General features: G+C 66.8%; 17 protein-coding genes. 10 read left to right on the top strand and 7 right to left on the bottom strand.

The features are described 5' to 3' along the window. Nucleotide 1: 1 nt before the first annotated feature. The 5 genes from sufC to V5F26_RS05890 form a co-directional block, all read right to left on the bottom strand. Nucleotides 2–763 (bottom strand): Fe-S cluster assembly ATPase SufC, encoded by a 762-nt coding sequence (gene sufC / locus V5F26_RS05910; RefSeq protein ID WP_234054196.1) that lies wholly within the window; start codon nt 761–763, stop codon nt 2–4. Between the two features lie 39 nt (nt 764–802). After that, entirely contained in the window at nt 803–2,287 is a 1,485-nt protein-coding gene (sufB, locus tag V5F26_RS05905) for a Fe-S cluster assembly protein SufB (RefSeq protein ID WP_394946920.1), read from the bottom strand. Nucleotides 2,288–2,643: 356 nt separating this feature from the next. Then, nucleotides 2,644–2,838 (bottom strand): 4Fe-4S dicluster domain-containing protein, encoded by a 195-nt coding sequence (locus tag V5F26_RS05900; RefSeq protein ID WP_234054198.1) that lies wholly within the window; start codon nt 2,836–2,838, stop codon nt 2,644–2,646. A 300-nt stretch (nt 2,839–3,138) separates the two neighbouring features. Then, nucleotides 3,139–4,944, bottom strand: coding sequence for a nif-specific transcriptional activator NifA (gene nifA / locus V5F26_RS05895; protein ID WP_394057156.1), 1,806 nt, complete (start codon nt 4,942–4,944; stop codon nt 3,139–3,141). Between the two features lie 504 nt (nt 4,945–5,448). Further along, nucleotides 5,449–7,782 carry a putative bifunctional diguanylate cyclase/phosphodiesterase gene (locus V5F26_RS05890; RefSeq protein ID WP_394946919.1) on the bottom strand — a complete coding sequence of 778 codons (2,334 nt, stop codon included), beginning with the start codon at nt 7,780–7,782 and terminating at the stop codon, nt 5,449–5,451. A 251-nt stretch (nt 7,783–8,033) separates the two neighbouring features. Between V5F26_RS05890 and coaBC the strand changes: the two genes are divergently transcribed. From coaBC to ilvD, 7 genes are all read left to right on the top strand, one after another. Then, nucleotides 8,034–9,278 carry a bifunctional phosphopantothenoylcysteine decarboxylase/phosphopantothenate--cysteine ligase CoaBC gene (gene coaBC / locus V5F26_RS05885; protein ID WP_394946918.1) on the top strand — a complete coding sequence of 415 codons (1,245 nt, stop codon included), beginning with the start codon at nt 8,034–8,036 and terminating at the stop codon, nt 9,276–9,278. Then, nucleotides 9,275–9,739, top strand: coding sequence for a dUTP diphosphatase (dut, locus tag V5F26_RS05880; protein WP_394057161.1), 465 nt, complete (start codon nt 9,275–9,277; stop codon nt 9,737–9,739). The genes coaBC and dut overlap by 4 nt, the downstream gene beginning before the upstream one ends. Before the next feature lie 21 nt (nt 9,740–9,760). Further along, nucleotides 9,761–10,201: an RrF2 family transcriptional regulator gene (locus V5F26_RS05875; protein WP_234054203.1), complete on the top strand. Its 441-nt coding sequence runs from the start codon at nt 9,761–9,763 to the stop codon at nt 10,199–10,201. A gap of 53 nt (nt 10,202–10,254) precedes the next feature. Further along, on the top strand, nt 10,255–11,238 hold the full coding sequence (cysK, locus tag V5F26_RS05870; protein WP_234054204.1) for a cysteine synthase A: 984 nt from the start codon (nt 10,255–10,257) through the stop codon (nt 11,236–11,238). Between the two features lie 508 nt (nt 11,239–11,746). Continuing rightward, nucleotides 11,747–12,139, top strand: a complete 393-nt coding sequence (locus V5F26_RS05865; protein ID WP_234054205.1) for a helix-turn-helix domain-containing protein — start codon at nt 11,747–11,749, stop codon at nt 12,137–12,139. Nucleotides 12,140–12,142: 3 nt separating this feature from the next. Then, entirely contained in the window at nt 12,143–12,679 is a 537-nt protein-coding gene (locus V5F26_RS05860) for a DUF6456 domain-containing protein (RefSeq protein ID WP_394946917.1), read from the top strand. Nucleotides 12,680–12,932: 253 nt separating this feature from the next. Further along, nucleotides 12,933–14,786 carry a dihydroxy-acid dehydratase gene (gene ilvD / locus V5F26_RS05855; RefSeq protein WP_234054207.1) on the top strand — a complete coding sequence of 618 codons (1,854 nt, stop codon included), beginning with the start codon at nt 12,933–12,935 and terminating at the stop codon, nt 14,784–14,786. Between the two features lie 54 nt (nt 14,787–14,840). Here ilvD and V5F26_RS05850 read toward each other — a convergent pair whose 3' ends face one another. Together V5F26_RS05850 and V5F26_RS05845 are read right to left on the bottom strand one after the other, a co-directional pair. Next, a complete protein-coding gene (locus V5F26_RS05850; protein WP_394946916.1) occupies nt 14,841–15,320 on the bottom strand; it encodes a CVNH domain-containing protein in 480 nt (159 codons plus the stop codon). An 81-nt stretch (nt 15,321–15,401) separates the two neighbouring features. Continuing rightward, nucleotides 15,402–16,079 (bottom strand): CVNH domain-containing protein, encoded by a 678-nt coding sequence (locus V5F26_RS05845; protein WP_394946915.1) that lies wholly within the window; start codon nt 16,077–16,079, stop codon nt 15,402–15,404. Between the two features lie 406 nt (nt 16,080–16,485). Between V5F26_RS05845 and V5F26_RS05840 the strand changes: the two genes are divergently transcribed. The 3 genes from V5F26_RS05840 (at nt 16,486) to V5F26_RS05830 (ending at nt 18,772) form a co-directional block, all read left to right on the top strand. Beyond that, complete coding sequence (locus V5F26_RS05840; RefSeq protein ID WP_234054210.1) at nt 16,486–17,106, top strand: ribonuclease D; 621 nt, start codon at nt 16,486–16,488, stop codon at nt 17,104–17,106. Between the two features lie 188 nt (nt 17,107–17,294). Continuing rightward, nucleotides 17,295–18,176: an LPS export ABC transporter periplasmic protein LptC gene (gene lptC, locus V5F26_RS05835; protein WP_234054211.1), complete on the top strand. Its 882-nt coding sequence runs from the start codon at nt 17,295–17,297 to the stop codon at nt 18,174–18,176. Then, entirely contained in the window at nt 18,173–18,772 is a 600-nt protein-coding gene (locus V5F26_RS05830) for an LptA/OstA family protein (RefSeq protein WP_394057171.1), read from the top strand. The genes lptC and V5F26_RS05830 overlap by 4 nt, the downstream gene beginning before the upstream one ends. Nucleotides 18,773–19,029: the final 257 nt, after the last annotated feature.

Here is a 19,029-nt window from a genome sequence, read left to right as displayed (position 1 = left end):
GTCACGCCGCTTCGTTCTGGTACTGGGCGTAACCGGTGGCCTCGAGCTCCAGCGCGAGCTCCTTGCCCCCGGTGTGCACGATGCGGCCGGCGGCGAACACATGCACCACGTCCGGCACGATGTAATCGAGCAGCCGCTGGTAGTGGGTGATGACCAGCATGGAGCGCTCCGGCGAGCGCATCAGGTTCACACCATTGGAGACCACCTTGAGCGCGTCGATGTCGAGGCCGGAATCCGCCTCGTCGAGAATGCTCAGGTACGGCTCCAGCAGCATCATCTGCAGGGTTTCGTTGCGCTTCTTCTCACCGCCGGAAAAGCCCACATTCACCGGGCGCTTCAGCATGTCGGTGTCGATGCCGAGCTTTTTGCCCAGCTCGCGCACCTTGCGCACCAGCTCCGGAGAGGTCAGCTCGGGCTCACCGCGCTGCTTGCGCTGGCTGTTGGCCGCCGTGTGCAGGAACGCCATATTGGAGACGCCGGGGATTTCCAGCGGATACTGGAAGCACAGGAACAGGCCCTGCGCCGCGCGCTCATCGGGCGAAAGCTCCAGCAGGTTCACACCACGGAAGATCACCTCGCCGCCCGTGACCTCATAGCCCGGCTTGCCCGACAGCACATAAGAGAGCGTGGACTTGCCCGCGCCGTTCGGCCCCATGATGGCATGGACCTCGCCCGGATTGATGGTGAGGTTCATGCCGTTGATGATCTTCCGACCGCCGGCGATCTCGGCATGAAGATCGCGGATTTCCAGCAAGGGGGTCATGGCACGGATCCTCTGATTCAAGATGACGTCGACGCCGGCTCAGCCGACACTGCCTTCAAGGCTGATGGAGATCAGCTTCTGCGCTTCAACCGCGAACTCCATGGGCAGCTGCTGCAGCACGTCGCGCACGAAGCCATTCACCACGAGGGCGACGGCGTCCTCCTGGGAAAGGCCGCGCTGCATGCAGTAGAACAGCATGTCCTCGGAAATCTTGGAGGTGGTCGCCTCGTGCTCGAACTGGGCCTTGGGGTTCTTGGCCTCGATATAGGGCACGGTGTGGGCGCCGCACTGATCGCCGATGAGCAGCGAGTCGCAATTGGTGAAATTGCGCGCGCCCACCGCCTTCTTGTGGGCCGAAACGAGACCGCGATAGGTATTGTTGGAGCGGCCCGCCGAGATGCCCTTGGAAATGATGCGGCTGGTGGTGTTCTTGCCCAGATGGATCATCTTGGTGCCGGAATCCACCTGCTGGCGGCCATTGGAAATGGCGATGGAGTAGAACTCGCCGGACGAGCCCTCGCCACGCAGCACACAGCTCGGATACTTCCAGGTAATCGCGGATCCGGTTTCCACCTGGGTCCAGGAGATTTTGGAATTCTTGCCGCGGCAATCGCCGCGCTTGGTGACGAAATTGTAGATGCCGCCCTTGCCCTCGGCGTCGCCGGGGTACCAGTTCTGCACCGTCGAATATTTGATTTCCGCATCATCGAGGACCACCAGCTCCACCACGGCGGCATGCAGCTGGTTTTCGTCGCGCTGCGGGGCGGTGCAGCCCTCCAGGTACGAAACATAGGAGCCGGCATCGGCGATGATGAGCGTGCGCTCAAACTGCCCGGTGTTCTTCTCGTTGATGCGGAAGTAGGTCGACAACTCCATGGGGCAGCGCACACCCGGCGGGATGTAGACGAACGAGCCGTCGGAGAACACCGCCGAATTGAGGGTGGCGTAGAAGTTGTCCGTGGTGGGAACAACGGAGCCGAGATACTTCTTCACCAGATCCGGATGCTCCCGCAGGGCCTCCGAGATGGGCATGAAGATGACGCCGGCGGCCTTCAGCTCTTCCTTGAAGGTGGTCGCGACGGAGACCGAGTCAAACACCGCGTCCACCGCGATCTTCGGCCGCTCGCCCTCGGGCACCTCGACACCGGCCAGGATTTCCTGCTCGCGCAAGGGGATGCCGAGTTTTTCATAGGTCTTCAGGATCTCGGGATCCACCTCGTCCAGCGACTTCGGCGCCTTGAACTTCTTCGGCGCGGCATAATAGTAGAGATCCTGAAAATCGATCTGGGGAAAGTCGACGCGCGCCCAGGTCGGCTCCGACATGTTCAGCCAGCGGCGATACGCATCGAGGCGCCATTCCAGCATCCATTCCGGCTCTTCCTTCTTAGCCGAAATGAAGCGAATGACCTCCTCAGACAACCCCTTGGGTGCCTTCTCGGACTCGATCTGCGTCTCGAACCCGTATTTGTACTGGTCAACGTCGATGGAGCGAACCTGTTCGACTGTTTCCTGTACGGCCGCCATGTCGTCCTCCGTTCAACTTCCCAGTGTTCCGCGCACCCGAGACTGGCGCACCGTATGAGACCCGGAAACCTGCCGCACGCGCCATGAAATCAGCGCGACGAAATCAACGCGGCGGCACTCCGGAGTTCGACCTTGAAACCAGGGATCGACAGCAAAATGTGATCGATCCCATCAGGACAAGACACACCGGGCGCGTCTTGCCCGCGTGAGCCGGGAGCAGGCCGGAGCGCGTGGCGCCACCGGACCGCCCGATCTCCGGACGACGCGCAACCAAGGGGCGCGCCGTCGACGGACGGCAGAAGAAGCGCCGCAGGCGAAACCCGGGCGCCCGCCAGCCTCGCGGCCGGCCCAGGCCATCAGGCCGGAACGCAGGTGTTCTCCACCGGGCACACCGCGGCGCACTGCGGGCTGTCAAAGCTGCCCTCGCACTCGGTGCACTTCTTGGGGTCGATGATGTAGGTGTCGTTCTTCAGGCTGATGGCAGCGTTGGGGCACTCGAACTCGCAAGCGCCGCACACGGTGCATTGAGAGGTAATGATCTTGTAGGCCATGGGCTAGCTCCGCTTGTGCAGATGATGGCAGGCGCCACCTCCCTTTCAAGCCGCGTGCCAGATGGCAATTCATTGAAACAACATCAGTATTTTCCCGGAGTGGGGTGATTTCGCGCTGTCGCGCACCCGACACCGTGTCGCGAGTGCGACACCCCCACCCTCCAGCAGGGCCCGAGAATTACTGCGAATAATACGCACTTTTAAATAGAGACAACGTTGAGCTGACGCAAAAAAGCCGGCGCACCGATGCCGCCGGCCTTTTTGACTTCCCCAAACACCCCGCCGGACAAGTGGCGGGGGTCAGAAGCGCTTGATCTCGATGTCGTGCTTCTTCAGCGCATAACCGATCTGGCGGGGCGTCAGCCCCAGCAGGCGTGCCGCCTTGGCCTGAACCCAGCCCGCGCGCTCCATGGCATCCACCAGGCGCTCGCGCTCGGACATGTCGTCGAGATCCCCGGCCGGGCGCGCCACCGCCACCGAACCGGAGGCCGCCGCCGGCGCGCTCATCGGCGCCGACATAGGGGAAGACATGGGGGACGACACGGGCGCGCCCATCGGAGCCCCCATGGGCGAAGGCATGGGGGCGGAAACGGGCGCCGCGCCCCGGGGGGCATGGTTCGAATTGGCCGGTTCACCGGCCCCTGCGGGCGGCGGCGGTGACACCACCGGAAGCGGAATATCCACCGGCCGGCGCGTGCCGATATCGGCCGGATTGCGCCACAGGAGCGCCGACAGGCACTCGTTGTGGCGACAGGCGAAGTCGTCGCGATGGATGGCCTCGCCCTGCGCCAGGGTGGCCGTGCGCTGAACACAGTTCTCAAGCTCGCGCACATTGCCCGGGAAGCCGCAATGCAGCAGCACATCCATGGCATCGCGGCCGAATTCCAGCTCGCGCGCGTTCTCACGGTTGAACCGGTCAAGGAACTCATTGGCCAGCAACGGAATGTCGCCGCGCCGATCGCGCAGGGAGGGAACCAGGATCGGGATCACGGAGATGCGGTAATAAAGGTCGGCACGGAACTCATTGCGCGCTACCGCTTCTTCAAGATTGCGGTTGGTCGCCGCCACCACGCGCACATTCACCTTGAGAGTATGCGAGCCGCCGACCCGCTCGAACTCCTGTTCCTGCAGCACGCGCAGCAGCTTGGCCTGGAAGGCGGGCGAGATTTCGCCGATCTCATCGAGGAACAACGTGCCCTTGTCGGCCAGCTCGAAGCGGCCCTTGCGGGCGCCCACGGCACCGGTGAAGGCGCCCTTCTCGTGGCCGAACAGCTCGGATTCCAGCACCGATTCCGGCAGCGCCGCGCAGTTGAGCTTGATGAACGGTCCCTTTGCCCGATTCGAAAGCTCGTGGATGGCCTTCGCAATCAGCTCCTTGCCGGTGCCCGACTCGCCGCGCAGCAGCACCGGCGAATGGGACTTGGCCACGATGGTGATCTTTTCCAGCAGGGCGCGGATCTCAGGGCTGTCGCCCACGATGCCGTCCACATACACCTTGCGGCGTTCACGGGCCGGCTTCAGCTCCGACAATTCCTTCTGCAGGCGGCCGCTTTCCGCCATCAGCCGCTCGCGGTCGCGCGACACCACGCGGTGCAGCTGCACGGTCTGGCCGATGAGATTGGCCACCATGGTGAGAAAGCGAACGTCCGAATCAAGGCGGAACACCGCCCGCCCGTCCCACACCCGGTCGATGGTCAAGGTGCCGATCACGCGGGAGGCGACGCGGATGGGCACGCCGATGAACGACACGCGCGTGTCCTCGGAGGCCCCAAGCGCAGTCGCATCCGCGGCGCTGAAGGCGGGGTGGCTCGCCACGTTCTCCGCGATCAGTGGCACCGCGGTGGCGATCACCTGGCCAATGGCCTTTTCGGGCAGCCGCGCGCGATAACGCTCGTCCGTGCCCTCATTCCAGCCCACGCCCACGGTAATGTCGGGAATGCCGTCGTCTTCGAGAAGAGAAATCACGCCATGGCGCATCTGCAGGAAAGAGGACAGCAGATTCACCACGCTCGACAGCGTCGTTTCCAGGCGGTTCGGCCCCGTCAGGATCTTGGATATTTCATAGATCCCCGTGAGCGCTACATCGCTCAACGAAACGAGGGGCATGTGCGCAGATGCAGGATCCTGCTCCAAATGAACCGCTTCCGAACGAACTGCTGCAGAGTGAACCGCTTCTTCGATGGCCATGGTGCTGTCTCCGTCACCTCGGACCGTTCCCCCGTCATGTCTTGGCGTATTTGTATGATTATCGACATTTTGATTTAGTTTTGTTCTGATGTCGTGCACAACCTGCAGGCAAAAGTGCCTACTTCCTAGGCATGCCGCCATAAGGCGCTGCAATCGCTCATCAAATGAAAAAAGGGAGAGGGGTGGTATTTTTGGTCACATCTGCGACAACGCCCCGGAAATCGCGATCGGTATAATTTGTTTCGCAACAAGAAATACGGCGACTTCTAGACATTCGCCGGCATTTTTGAGGCCGACATCATCGCAATATGCCGGACCGCAACCCATGCCATCATAATTATACTAACGATTCAACCTGAAGTCGGAACAAAACACCAGGGGAAATAGGCGCCACGCCCCTCACCCGCAGCGGTTGAGCGTCCTTCAAAGGAAAAGATCAAGACGAGCGCGCGCGGTCTGCTCGTTTTCGGCGCGCAACAAGGCCGGCACATCTCCACTCGGCAAGGGTCGGCAGAACAGGAAGCCCTGGGCGAGCTCGCACCCCCGCTCGCGCAGGAAGCGGGCCTGTCCGGCTGTCTCCACGCCTTCGGCCACGACCCGCATGCCGAGGTTGCGCCCCATCTCGATGACGGCGCAGACGATGGCGGTATCGAAGGCGTCCTGCTCAATGTCGGTGACGAAGCCGCGGTCGATCTTGATGGTGTCGATGGGCAATTGCTTCAGGTGCATGAGGCCGGCATAGCCGGTGCCGAAATCATCCAGCGCCACCCGCACGCCGGCCCGGTAGAGCTCATCCAGGATCGGCGCCACATAGTCGGAATTGCGCCCCAGGAAAACGGTCTCGGTAATCTCCACATCGAACCGGTCCGATGCGACACCGGCGGCGTGGAACTGGCGCAACAGTGTCGTGCCCAGCTCCGGATGGGTGAATTCTGCCGGCGAAAGATTGATGGCGATGCGCCCGCAATCATATCCCGCCTCGATCCAGCCGCGCACGTCACTGCTGACGCGGCGAACCATGCGCTCGCCGATCATCACCGCCACCTCGCGGTCCATGAGCGCCAGCTCGAAGGCCGCCGGCGCCAGCACCGTGTGGGGCGAGCGCCGCCAGCGCACCAGCGCCTCGAACCCGGCCAGCTTGCCGGTCATCAGCGAGACCTTGGGCTGGTAGAAGGGCTCGATCTGGTCCTCCGCGAGCGCATCCACCATGTCACGCAGCAGCGTCACCCGTTCCGACACGGCCTGGCGCATGCTTGGCGTGTAGATCATCAGGCGGTTACGGCCCTGCTGCTTGGCGGCGTAAAGGGCGAGGTCCGCGTCCTTCATCAGCTCGCCATAGGTGCAGTCATGCTCCGGGCAGGAGGCGATGCCGACGCTGGCCTTGGTGGAGAGCTGGCGCCCCAGATAGGGCACCGGGCGGCGCAGATCGGCGAGAATGCGCTGGGCCAGCCGGCGCCCCTCCTCCATCGCCTCCGCCGTCACCAGCAGCACCACGAACTCGTCACCACCAAGCCGCGCCACCATGCCGTTGCCGTCGAGCGATGCGGCGAGCCGCTGGGCTGTCTCCGAAAGCACCACATCGCCGGCATCGTGGCCCAGCGAGTCGTTCACATCCTTCAGGCCGTCAAGGTCGATCAGCAGCAGGCAGACGCCCTCGGCCGGGCGGCGCGTACCCATGGCGGCCTCAAGCCGGGCCTGGAAGGCGGCGCGGTTCGGCAGGCCGGTGAGGGCGTCGTGGGTCGCGGCATAGCGCACCTGCTGCTCCACCGCCGCCCGCTCGGTGATGTCGATGACCGCGGCCACCATGCCCGGCCTGCCGCCCAGCTCGATCTGCGCGGCGGCCAGCAGCACATCGCGGCGGCTGCCGTCGCCCAGCTTGAGAGAGCAGGAAAAATCGGTAACCACCCCCTCGCCATGCACACGCTGCAGGAGCTGCGCCCGCTGCCGTGGCGCGAGATAGACGTCGGTGGTCTTCACCTGCCGCGCCTGCTCGGGGGTGGCGCCGTAAAAGCGCAGCGCCGCCTCGTTGAACTTCAGCACGCTGCCGTCACCGATGGCGCTCACCAGCAGCGGCACCGGCACTGCCTGGAACGTTTTCTCCAGCAGGTCCTCGCTCTCCCGCAGCAGGGCATTGGCCTTCTGCGCGGCCTTCACCGCCGCCCATTGCAGCCGGTCCAGCCGATTCGAGCGCGAGACGATGATCATCAGCGCGGCATTCAGGGTCGCCACCGCCAGGGCGAGACCGGCCGAGAGGCGCCAGGGATCCGCCGGATCCAGATAGCCCGCCAGCAGCATCACGCTGACGCCGATACCATTCACCAGACACAGCCAGAACGGCACCGGCACCGTCAGATAATAGACGATGGGCAGCATCATCACGACGAACAGGGCCAGCTCGCTGCGCGTGCCCACCAGAACCGCGACGCCAACGCCCGCGCCCCACTGCCAGAGGGTGTCCACGAGATCCAGCTGATGCACGCGACGGGTGAGATGCGCCGCCACCAGGCAGAACAGGGAGATGAAGATCACGCCGAAACGCGCCGCCAGTGCCACGGCGAAATGGGCGGTGCCCTCGAATCGCCAGTCGCTCAGCAGAAACAGCGCGTTCAGCACCGCCGAGAGAGCGAACAACTGGCGGGCGTGGCGCTTGGCCTCGTCCAGGCGATCCGCGCGGAAGGTCCTCTCCGTCTCCTGGTCGACGAACTCACCGCCAAAAGCCGTGAGGCGAGGTCCCTCGGACGTGCTCGACTGCACCATGCTCGCCCCCACCGCACACCCCATCACCACTCGATACGCAAGCAAAAGCTCAAGCTGGTCAATTATCTGCGCGCACGCCCCCGCATCAAGACGCTTTGTGCCACAGGCCCACAGGCGGAGCGCCCATAGCGGTATTCCGCGAGGCAGGACCGGCGGCGCTCGCGCCGGAGGGGCAACCCGCGCTATATGGCCCGCAAGCCTCCCGCCACAAGGGCGGGGCGGTCTCCTGTGGCCTTTTTCGGAGCCAGCCGATGCTCGCCGGGCAGCGCATTCTCCTTATCATCGGTGGCGGGATCGCCGCCTATAAGTGCCTCGACCTCATCCGCCGGCTGAAGGAGCGCGGCGCCACCGTGCGCGCCATCCTCACCACGGCGGCCCAGCAGTTCGTCACCCCCCTGTCCGTCGGCGCGCTCAGCGGAGAGCGGGTGTTCTGCGACCTGTTCGACCTGACGGCGGAGCACGATATCGGCCATATCCGCCTCTCGCGAGAGGCGGACCTGGTGGTGGTGGCGCCGGCGACCGCGGACCTCATCGCCAAGATGGCCCATGGCCTTGCGGACGACCTGGCCTCCACGGCCCTGCTCGCCACCGACAAGCCGGTTCTGCTGGCCCCCGCCATGAACCCGCGCATGTGGGCCCACCCCGCCACCCGGCGCAACATGGCCACCCTGCTGGCCGACGGCATCTCCGTGGTCGGCCCGAATTCCGGCGCCATGGCCGAGCGCGGCGAGTTCGGCGAGGGACGCATGGCCGAGCCCATGGAGATCCTGGAAGCCATTGCCCTCCGCCTGGCCACCCCGGCTGCAAAGGAAGGGCCCCTTGCCGGCCGGCGCCTGCTGGTCACCTCCGGCCCCACCCATGAGCCCATCGACCCGGTGCGCTACATCGCCAACCGCTCGTCCGGCAAGCAGGGCCACGCCATCGCCGCCGCCGCCGCCGCCGCCGGCGCGGAAGTGGTTCTGGTGAGCGGACCGGCGGAGGCGCTCGACCCGGCCGGCGTTCGGGTGATTCACGTGGAAAGCGCCCGCGAGATGCTGGCCGCGGTGGAAGAGAGCCTGCCCGTGGATGCCGCCGTGTTCGCCGCCGCGGTGGCCGACTGGCGCGTGGCGGGCGCGGCCGAGCAGAAGATCAAGAAGAATGGCGGCGGCGCGCCCACCCTGACGCTGGTGGAGAATCCCGACATCCTCGCCACCGTGTCGCGCCACCCCAGCCTGCGGCCGCGCCTGGTGGTGGGCTTCGCGGCCGAGACGGAAACCGTGATCGCCCACGCGGAGGCCAAGCGCGTGCGCAAGGGCTGCGACTGGATCGTGGCCAACGACGTGTCCCCCGCCACCGGCATCATGGGCGGCGACAGCAATACGGTGCACATCGTCAGCGCCCAGGGCGTCGAGCACTGGCCCCCCGCCTCCAAGAGCGAAGTGGCGGCCCGGCTGGTGGAGCGCATCGCCGCCACCCTGGGCAAGGGCACACCCAACGAGAAGGAGAACCCGGCATGAGCCGCCCCGTCGTCCCCATCCTGCGCCTGCCCCACGGCGAGGGGCTCGCTCTGCCCGCTTACGCCACCGCCGGCGCCGCCGGTCTCGACCTGCCCTGCGCGGTCGCGGAAGACGCACCGGAAACCCTCGCCCCCGGCGCCATCGCCGCCCTGCCCACCGGCTTCGCCCTGGCCCTGCCCGAGGGCTATGAGGGCCAGGTGCGGCCGCGATCAGGCTTGGCCCTGAAGCACGGAATTACCGTGTTAAATGCCCCTGGCACCATCGATTGCGACTATCGGGGCGAGATGAAAGTGATCCTCATCAATCTGGGGCGCGCGCCTTTTACCTTCACGCGGGGCATGCGCATCGCTCAATTGGTGGTGGCACCGGTCACGCAAATAATGCTGGAAGAATCCGGGGAATTGATGGAAACTGCGCGCAGCGTCGGTGGTTTTGGTTCTACAGGCCTATCCGGCGCGTGATTCAGGGATAGCCACACGGACATGCCGCGCTTATCCGACAAAAGCCTTCTCGCCATCGCCGCCGTGGTGGACGTTGCCGTGCATGCGCGCGGTACGCCGGTCGCGGCCAAGGCCCTCGCGGCCCGTCACGGCCTTCCGCCCCGCCGGCTGGAGCCGGTGCTGCAGGCCCTGGTTCATGCCGGCGTGCTGAAGGGCGTTCGCGGCCCGCGCGGCGGCTATGAGCTGGCGCGCGAGCGCCGACGGGTCTCCGTCGCTGAGATTGTCCGGGTCGTTGAAGGCTCCGAGGAGGAAAAGGAGATCATTCTCCCCCCCCTCGTGACCGAGGTGGTGCAGCCCGCCGTGGCCGCGGCCGAGAGCACCTTCGACACCGCGCTCGACGCCGTGACCCTGGAAGACCTGTGCCGCGCCGCCGACGACAATGGCCACGGCCCCGAACGCAACAACATTGATTTTGCCATTTGACAGCTCCCTCCCCGGAGCTGCGAAACCCTTTCACGATCTTCAGGAGAGCGACCATGGTCGAATCCGCCAAAGTCATTCCCGCCAAGCTTCCGCGCCCCGGCCGCGGCGTGATCTACGATTCCATCACCGAGACCATCGGCAACACGCCCCTGGTGCGCCTGAAGCGCCTGCCCCAGCTGCGCGGCGCCAAGGCCGACATTCTCGCCAAGCTCGAATTCTTCAATCCCATCAATAGCGTGAAGGACCGCATCGGCGTCGCCATGATCGAGGCGATGGAAAAGGAAGGGGTGCTGGACGCCGACACGGTGCTGGTGGAGCCCACCTCCGGCAATACCGGCATCGCGCTCGCCTTCGTGGCCGCCGCGCGCGGCTATCGGCTCATCCTGGTGATGCCCGAGAGCATGTCCATGGAACGCCGCAAGATGGTGGCGCTGCTGGGCGCCGAGCTGGTGCTGACCCCCGCCAACCTGGGCATGAAGGGCGCCGTGGCCAAGGCCGAGCAGCTCATCCAGGAACTGCCCAAGGCGGTGATGCCCCAGCAGTTCAAGAACAAGGCGAATCCGGAAATGCACCGGCGCACCACCGCCGAGGAGATCTGGAACGACACCGAGGGCAAGGTGGACGTGGTGGTGGCCGGCGTGGGCACTGGCGGCACCATTTCCGGCATTGGCCAGGTGCTGAAGGCCTACAAGCCCTCCGTCCGCATCGTGGCGGTGGAACCGGAAGACTCGCCGGTGCTGTCCGGCGGCGCGCCCGGTCCCCACAAGATCCAGGGCATCGGCGCCGGCTTTGTTCCCGACGTGCTCGATCGCTCGGTGATCGACGAGGTGGTGACCGTGGGCAACCAGACCGCCTTCGACACCGCCCGTGCGCTCGCCCGCTACGAGGGCATTCCGGCCGGCATCTCCTCCGGCGCGGCCATCGCCGCGGCGCTCGAGATCGCCACCCGCGAGGAGCTGGCCGGCAAGACCATCGTCGCCATCGTGCCCTCGTTCGCCGAGCGCTATCTCTCCACCGCCCTGTTCGAAGGGCTCTGAGCCGAGGGCACACCCTCGCGGTCGGGCGCGCCGCCCGGCCGCCCGGCCCTGCCCGCCTCCTCTCCTTTGGCCTTCCAAAGCCGGACCAGGGCGGCATGGCGCGCAGGGTCATAGCCGCGCGCGCCCATCCGCGCCTCCCGCCGCGCGGCGCGCAACGCCCGGGCAATGTCCTGGGGCGTGGAGAGCAGCACTGCCAGCGCCACCCGCATCCGCTCCACCTGAGCCTCGGCCTCCTCACAACGGAAGGCCCTGACCGGCCGCGCCCGCACATTCCCTTCCATCGCCGCATCCCATGTCGCCAATTGGGGTCCATGCTGACCGACAACGCGAAGAGGGGGATAAATTCCTATCTCAATACCCTTCAGGAACCGGGGAACACCCGGAAACTCGGCGTATTTTCAAGTTGATATGATAAATTCGCGGGTCAATTCACCGGCGTGAGCATCCTCTGTCGCTTGCCGCACTGCATGATGGGTGTAGGAAAAGATACCTACCATGCGAGGTTGTAATGCGTCAGATCCACCCCCCTCTGCCCGACATCGCAGCGGGCAGCCTGCCCCCGTCCAACACCTCGCGCGACGCCCTTCCGTCCCGAACCGACCCCACCGATCGCGCCCGGATCGTCATCGCCCTGGTGTCCGCGGCGAGCGGCGTGGCAGTGGAAACGCTGCTGGCCCTGCGGCGCTCACAGGCACCGGTGGCGGCGGCGCGCCAGCTCGCCATGTATCTCGCCCATGTGGTGCTCGGCCTGTCGCAGACCGATGTGGCCCGCGCCTTCGGCCGTGATCGCACCACCGTGGCCCATGCCTGCCGGCGCATCGAGGACCAGCGAGACCGGGCCGCCTTCGACCGCCGCGTGGCGCAGCTCGAAGCCTGCGTGCGCTGGGCGGCGGAGCACTGACGCATGGCACCAGCAGCCCCCGCGTCCCGCGCGCGCCGTCGCGCCGCCTCGTCCACCGAAAAGCCGCGCTGCAATCTCGCGGAAAGCCCCCTCACCTGGCTCGCCCGCCGGTCCGGACGCGATGGCCGCCCCCTGGTGGATGCCGCCCAGCTTACCGCCGGAGAGCGCTTGCGGGCCGATTTCACCCGCGCCAACCTCACCCCCCGCATCACCAGCCGCTGGGACCCGACGCCCGGCGGCGGCAATGGCCCCGAGGCCTTCACCGACATGGTGCTCGCGGCGAAGGAGCGGTTCGACAGGGCCCTGGCGGCCGTGGGGCCAGAGCTCTCCGGCGTGCTGGTGGATGTCTGCTGCTTCCTGAAAGGGCTTGAGGAGGTGGAATCGGACCGGCGCTGGCCGGCGCGCACCGCCAAGGTGGTGCTGGGCCTCGCCTTGGACCGCCTGGCCGCCCATTACGGCCTCGCCACCACCGCGACCGGCCGCGAGCGTTCGCCTATCCGCGCCTGGAGCGCCCCCGACGACGATCCAGCCTCCGCCTGATCCGCCATAAGCTCCGGGGAGGGTGCGGCGCGCGCTTGTGGCTCCCGCATGAGACCGCCGCATGTCTCCCCGGCGCGCGGCTCCTCTTGAAATGATTTCACTTCGCCCGAATTCGCTCTAAGACAGCCGCCATAATCTTGCGCCGGATCGCCCGGCCGCGCACGAAGATGCCGGCGAGCGCCCCCGGAACGAGAACCCCGCGCACCAAGCTCAGGCGCACGGGAAGACCGCGCACGAAGAGGCGAAGAGGAACATGCCCCAATACCGCTCCCGCACCTCCACCCATGGCCGCAACATGGCCGGCGCCCGTGGCCTGTGGCGCGCCACCGGCATGAAGGACGGGGACTTCGGCAAGCCCATCATCGCAGTGGTGAATTCCTTCACCCAGTTCGTGCCCGGCCATGTGCACCTGAAGGATCTCGGCCAGCTGGTGGCCCATGAGATCGAGAAGGCGGGCGGCGTCGCCAAGGAATTCAACACCATCGCGGTGGATGACGGCATCGCCATGGGCCATGACGGCATGCTCTATTCCCTGCCCTCGCGCGAGATCATCGCCGACAGCGTGGAATACATGGTGAACGCCCACTGCGCCGACGCCATGGTGTGCATCTCCAATTGCGACAAGATCACACCCGGCATGCTGATGGCGGCGCTGCGCCTCAACATCCCGGCCGTGTTCGTCTCCGGCGGACCCATGGAGGCGGGCAAGGTGCTGCTCTCCACCGGCCCGAAGAAGGTGGACCTGATCGACGCCATGATCGCGGCGGCCGACGACAAGGTCACCGACGCCGACGTGCAGGTGATGGAGCGTTCCGCCTGCCCCACCTGCGGCTCGTGCTCGGGCATGTTCACGGCCAATTCCATGAACTGCCTCACCGAGGCGCTGGGCCTGTCGCTGCCCGGCAACGGCTCCATCCTGGCCACCCACGCCGACCGCAAGCGCCTGTTCGTGGAAGCCGGCCATCTGATCGTCGACCTCGCCCGCCGCTATTACGAGCAGGACGATGCGAGCGTGCTGCCGCGCGCCATCGCCACCTTCAAGGCGTTCGAGAACGCCATGACGCTGGACATCTCCATGGGCGGCTCGACCAACACGGTGCTGCACCTGCTCGCCGCCGCCAATGAGGGCGAGGTGCCCTTCACCATGGCCGACATCGACCGGCTCTCCCGCAAGGTGCCGGTGCTGTGCAAGGTGGCCCCCGCCGTGGCCAACATCCATATGGAGGACGTGCACCGGGCCGGTGGCATCATGGGCATTCTGGGCGAGCTCGACCGCGCCGGCCTCATTCACACCGAGCTGCCCACCGTGCACTCGGCCAGCCTCAAGGACGCGCTGGACCGCTGGGATGTGAAGCGCACCACCGCCGAAAGCGTCACCACCTTCTATCGCGCGGCGCCCGGCGGCGTGCCCACCCAGGTGGCCTTCAGCCAGGCCAGCCGCTGGGATACCCTGGACACCGACCGCGAAAACGGCGTCATCCGCGACCTCGCCCATGCCTATTCCAAGGATGGCGGCCTCGCGGTGCTGTTCGGCAACATCGCCCTCGATGGCTGCATCGTGAAGACGGCGGGCGTGGATGCCTCCATCCTCACCTTCAAGGGCCCGGCCCGCATCTTCGAGAGCCAGGACGCGGCGGTGGAAGCCATCCTCGCCAATGGCAAGATCCAGCCCGGTGACGTGGTGCTGATCCGCTATGAGGGTCCGCGCGGCGGCCCCGGCATGCAGGAGATGCTCTACCCGACCTCCTACCTGAAGTCGAAGGGCCTCGGAAAAGCCTGCGCGCTGGTGACGGACGGCCGCTTCTCCGGCGGCTCCTCGGGCCTGTCCATCGGCCACGTCTCGCCGGAAGCGGCGGAAGGCGGCGCCATCGGCCTGGTGGAAGAAGGTGACATCATCGAAATCGATATCCCGAACCGCATCATGCGCGTGGCGGTGAGCGACGAGGTGCTCGCCACCCGCCGCGCCGCCATGGAGGCGAAGGGCGAAAAGGCCTTCCAGCCGGAAAACCGCAATCGCGTGGTGTCGCAGGCCCTCCAGGCCTATGCGGCGCTCACCACCTCCGCCGCCCGCGGCGCGGTGCGCGACGTGCGCGGCCTCAAGCGCTGAGAAACAGGGCGCATCGGGCCTCCCCGATGCGCCTCCATCGCCCCGTGGGGGTGCTCACCTGCAGGTGAGCTGCCCGTCCACATTGGCGATATCCTTGCCGAACAGGCCGCACCAGTTGCCCGTGATGGCGCTCTCGCTCCAGCGCCCCTGATGGTCGGCGCAGGTGGCTTTCAGCCAGCCATTATCAAGGCGGATGTCACGGCAGCTGCCCATGTAGGAGCCCACCGGCGGAGGCCCCAGCGCCGCCCGGCCGGCCGGCGTCTCGACGCCGAGCACCGATGACGCGCGCATGCAGAACAGCTTGCCGTTCTGATTGGCGATATCCCCCACGCAGAAGGGATAATCCTCCAGCCGCGCCGCCAGCCAATAGCCGCCCGGAGCCGAGCAGATGGCGATGAGCGTGCTGCCCTGCAACACCACATCGCGGCAGGAGGCGAGATAGGTGCCAGGGGGCGCATTCCCGGCCCGCGCCGGCGCACCCGCCCCGATCACGACGAGGCATGCGAACAGGGGCCACGCCCACCGGCCGATCATCCTGCCCCACTCCCCTTTTCCGGTGCCACCCGGCGGCACGAACGAAAGGGGGGACGCCGCGGCGTCCCCCCAACCTTCGAATCAGCGGCAGATCAGATTGCCGTTGAAGTTCACGATATTCGGCCGCGGCCCGCAGGTCGCGACATTCAGCCGGGTATTCTGCCAGCCGCCGTTCATGTTCCGGCAGGAAGCCGCCAGCCAGGGGCCGGCCGCCACCGCGTCGCGGCAGGTCTGGAGATAGGAGCCCGGAGGCACCGGCTGGCGACGGCAGCGCAGATTGCCGTTGTCGTTGCTGATGTCGGTGCCGGGGATGCAGCCCAGCATGTTCATCTCGGTGGGCCGCCATTCGCCACCGCGCGTGCGGCACGTGGCCGCCAGCATCATCCCCCGCTGGTCGATCATGGTGCAGGACGCGCGATAGGAACCGGGCGGTCCGTTGCCGGTGCCCGGAGGCGGCAGGGGGCGCGGCCCCGGCCCACGGCCGCGCTCGCACCACAGATGCCCGTCCACATTGGCGATGTCGCCGCGGCAGGTGAAGAAATCGTCGAGCCGGGTGGCGGTGAAGACGCCGCGCCGCGCGGTTTCGCACAGAGCGGTCAGGTCGCTCCCCCGATGCACACGCACATCGCGGCAGGTGCGCTGGTAGGTCCCCGGAGGCGCCGGCTGCGCCTGGGCAGGCGCTGACGCGCCAGCGAGAAGAAGCACCAGGAGAGCGAGCAGCCCCGCCCATCCCCGGCCCATGGTCACACGTCGTTTCATGTCAACTCCCAGCCCGAATTGGCGCGAAACCCAAAGGCCAAACATTCTTCCAGCGCATGCCTTCCTTGCGCCTCGTCCACGCAAAACGCCGCTCCAGCCCCGAGGGAACAGCGCCTTGGCGGGAAAAGATGCGACAGAACGGCAGCACATCGGCACTTCGCGCCCCATCGCGCCGATGTTGGTGCGGAATGCGAACGACAACCTGCGTGACGTACCGCCACTGGCAGCACGGTGCCGGCTCCGTCCGCCCGCTCGCGCTCTTACCACGACGGCGGAAAGCCTGCGACATCCGCTTGCGCTCCCTGCCGCCTCGCGCGTAGCTCTGTCAGGGACGCATCAGGCGGCGGCGCCCGGCATCGGGCGCGCCGCCTTCCTTTGAACCTTTGGGAACGAGAACCGACAGCCAATGACCATTCGCCTGCACCAGGGTGACCTGCCCGCCGATTTCGTGGCCGCGCCCGTGGTCGCCATCGACACTGAGACCATGGGCCTCAACCCCTTCCGCGACCGGCTGTGCCTGGTGCAGCTCTCCAATGGCGACGGCAGCGCCGACCTCGTCCAGATTCCCCAGGGCGCCAACGCCAAGACCGCGCCCAACCTGACCCGCCTGCTGGCCGACCCCAATGTGACCAAGCTGTTTCATTTTGGCCGCTTCGACATCGCCGTGCTCCAGCACACCTTCCGGGTGATGCCGCAGCCGGTGTGGTGCACCAAGATCGCCTCGCGGCTCGTGCGCACCTATACCGACCGCCACGGCCTGAAGGACATTCTGCGCGAGTTGCTGGGCGTCGACATTTCCAAGCAGCAGCAGAGCTCCGACTGGGGGTCCGGCGAGCTCACCGATGCCCAGCTCGCCTATGCCGCCTCCGACGTGCTGCACCTGCACGCCCTGAAGGCCAAGCTGGAAGAGATGCTGGCGCGCGAAGGCCGCTCCGCCCTCGCCTCCGCCTGCTTCGCCTTCCTGCCGGCCCGCGCCGCGCTGGACCTCGCGGGCTGGGCGGAACAGGACATCTTCGCCCACGCCTGAGTGGCGCCTGCGAGAAATGTGCGCCGCAGCAAGCCCTTATCGGGCTCACTTGCGCGCGGCGCGCATTTCGGACAATTTGGCCGCCCGGCACGCGGGGCGACGCGCTGCAAGGTCACCGGCGCGTGGGGCGTTGGATCCCGGAGACCTGCGGTGCGAGCCGGTATTCACCTTGCCGCCGGAAGGGGAAGATGAACCGACACGTGCCGCCACGCGATCTCGATACTGACGAGGCCACCGCCTTCAGCCCACCCCCGCCGCCCGACTTCCGCCGGGCGCAGCGGCACAGCGCCCGTGTGCGCTGGATCCGCCGCCTTCTGCCCCTCGCCGTTCTGGCCGCCGTGGCGGTGATCGGCGTGGGCGCGCTGTTCAAGAGCCTTCAGGTGAAGATCGAGCTGCCGTTCGATATCGGACACCTGACCCTCTCGGGCTCGCGCCTGACCATGGAATTTCCGAAGCTGTCCGGCTTCACCGACGACAATCGCGGCTATTCCGTCACCGCCAAGACCGCCGCCCAGGATCTCACCCGACCCGACGTGATCGAGCTGACCGACATCGAGGCGAAGATGGAGATGGCGGATAAGGGCTGGGCGAGCGTCCAGGCCAAGAAAGGCAGCCTCGACACCAAGAGCCAGTTCATCACCCTCGACGACGGGGTGGAACTCGCCATGAAGGGCGGCTATGGCGGCCAGCTCGAAAATGCCGAGGTGGACGTCAAGTCGGGCACCATCACCACCGAGCGTCCCGTCACCTTCACCTATCTCAACGGCCGCCTGGTGGCCGATTCCCTCACCGTGAGCGATCGCGGCGAGAAGGCCCTGTTCAAGGGCCATGTCCAGCTCGACTTCCGCATCTCCGACATCGACAAGGCCAAGGCCGCCCGCGCCGAGGAAGCCAAGGCCGCCGAACAGGCCAAGGCCGCCAAGGCCCGCGCCGACGCCGAGGCCCGCGCCCAGGCGCAAGCCCAGGCCGAAGCCCGCGCCGAGGCGCAGGGCAAGGCCGACACGGTGGCGCCGGGAGAGGCCGAGCACGTTCCCCTCATCACCTCTCCACGACCGGTGCCGCAGCCATGACATTTTCGACCCGCCGTGCCTTCGCCACCCTGATGCTGGCCGCCATGGCGACGGCCGCCGGCACCACCCTGGCGTCCGGCCCGGTCCTGGCGCAGGCGCAGAACGTGCCCAACGCCCTCCAGGGCTTCGCGCGCAACCGCGACGAGCCGGTGCGCATCAACGCCGATTCGCTGGAGGTGCGGGACAAGGACAAGGTCGCCGTCTTTTCCGGCAACGTGGTGGTGGTTCAGGGCGACACCACGCTGACCTCGAAAGACCTGCAGGTCTATTATGACGGCAGCGCCTCCCCCGAGGATGGTGCCGGCTTCAAGCAGGGCCAGATCCGCAAGCTGGAGGCCGCCGGCGGCGTGGTGGTGCGCACCAAAGACCAGACCGCCACCGGCGAAACCGGCGTGTTCGAGATGAAGTCCAACACCGTCACCCTCACCGGCAAGCCGGTGGTGCTCACCCAGGGGCCGAACGTCATTCGCGGGCAGAAGCTGGTGGTGAACCTCATCAGCGGCGTCTCGCGCTTCGAGGGTGGACGGGTGGAAAGCCTGATCGTTCCCGGAAGCCTGAAGAATCAGGGCGCCCCTGGAGCCGCCCCGGGCCGCTGAGGCGCTTCGGGCGCCCGCCCTGCCGTACGGCGCTCGGCGCGGGCAAGGACGGCTTGAGGCCGATGCGTCAGGGGGCAGGGCGCCCCCTCACCGGGCGCCGAGGCGGGTGCCCGCAATCCGTCGCATTGCCGGGGCAGCATCAGCTTCCGGCCGGGGCCCTGCCTTCATGCGCGTGACGGTGTCACGGACCACTCGCGGCTGACGGCGCGGCGATCCTGGCCGCGGAGGACGGCGATAGCAACGGCGCGGTTGCGGCG

Origin of the sequence: Xanthobacter variabilis, from assembly GCF_043831965.2 — a bacterium.
Lineage (GTDB): Bacteria > Pseudomonadota > Alphaproteobacteria > Rhizobiales > Xanthobacteraceae > Xanthobacter.
The sequence above is the reverse complement of the archived record's forward strand: the minus strand, read 5'-3'. Positions and strand labels throughout refer to the sequence as shown.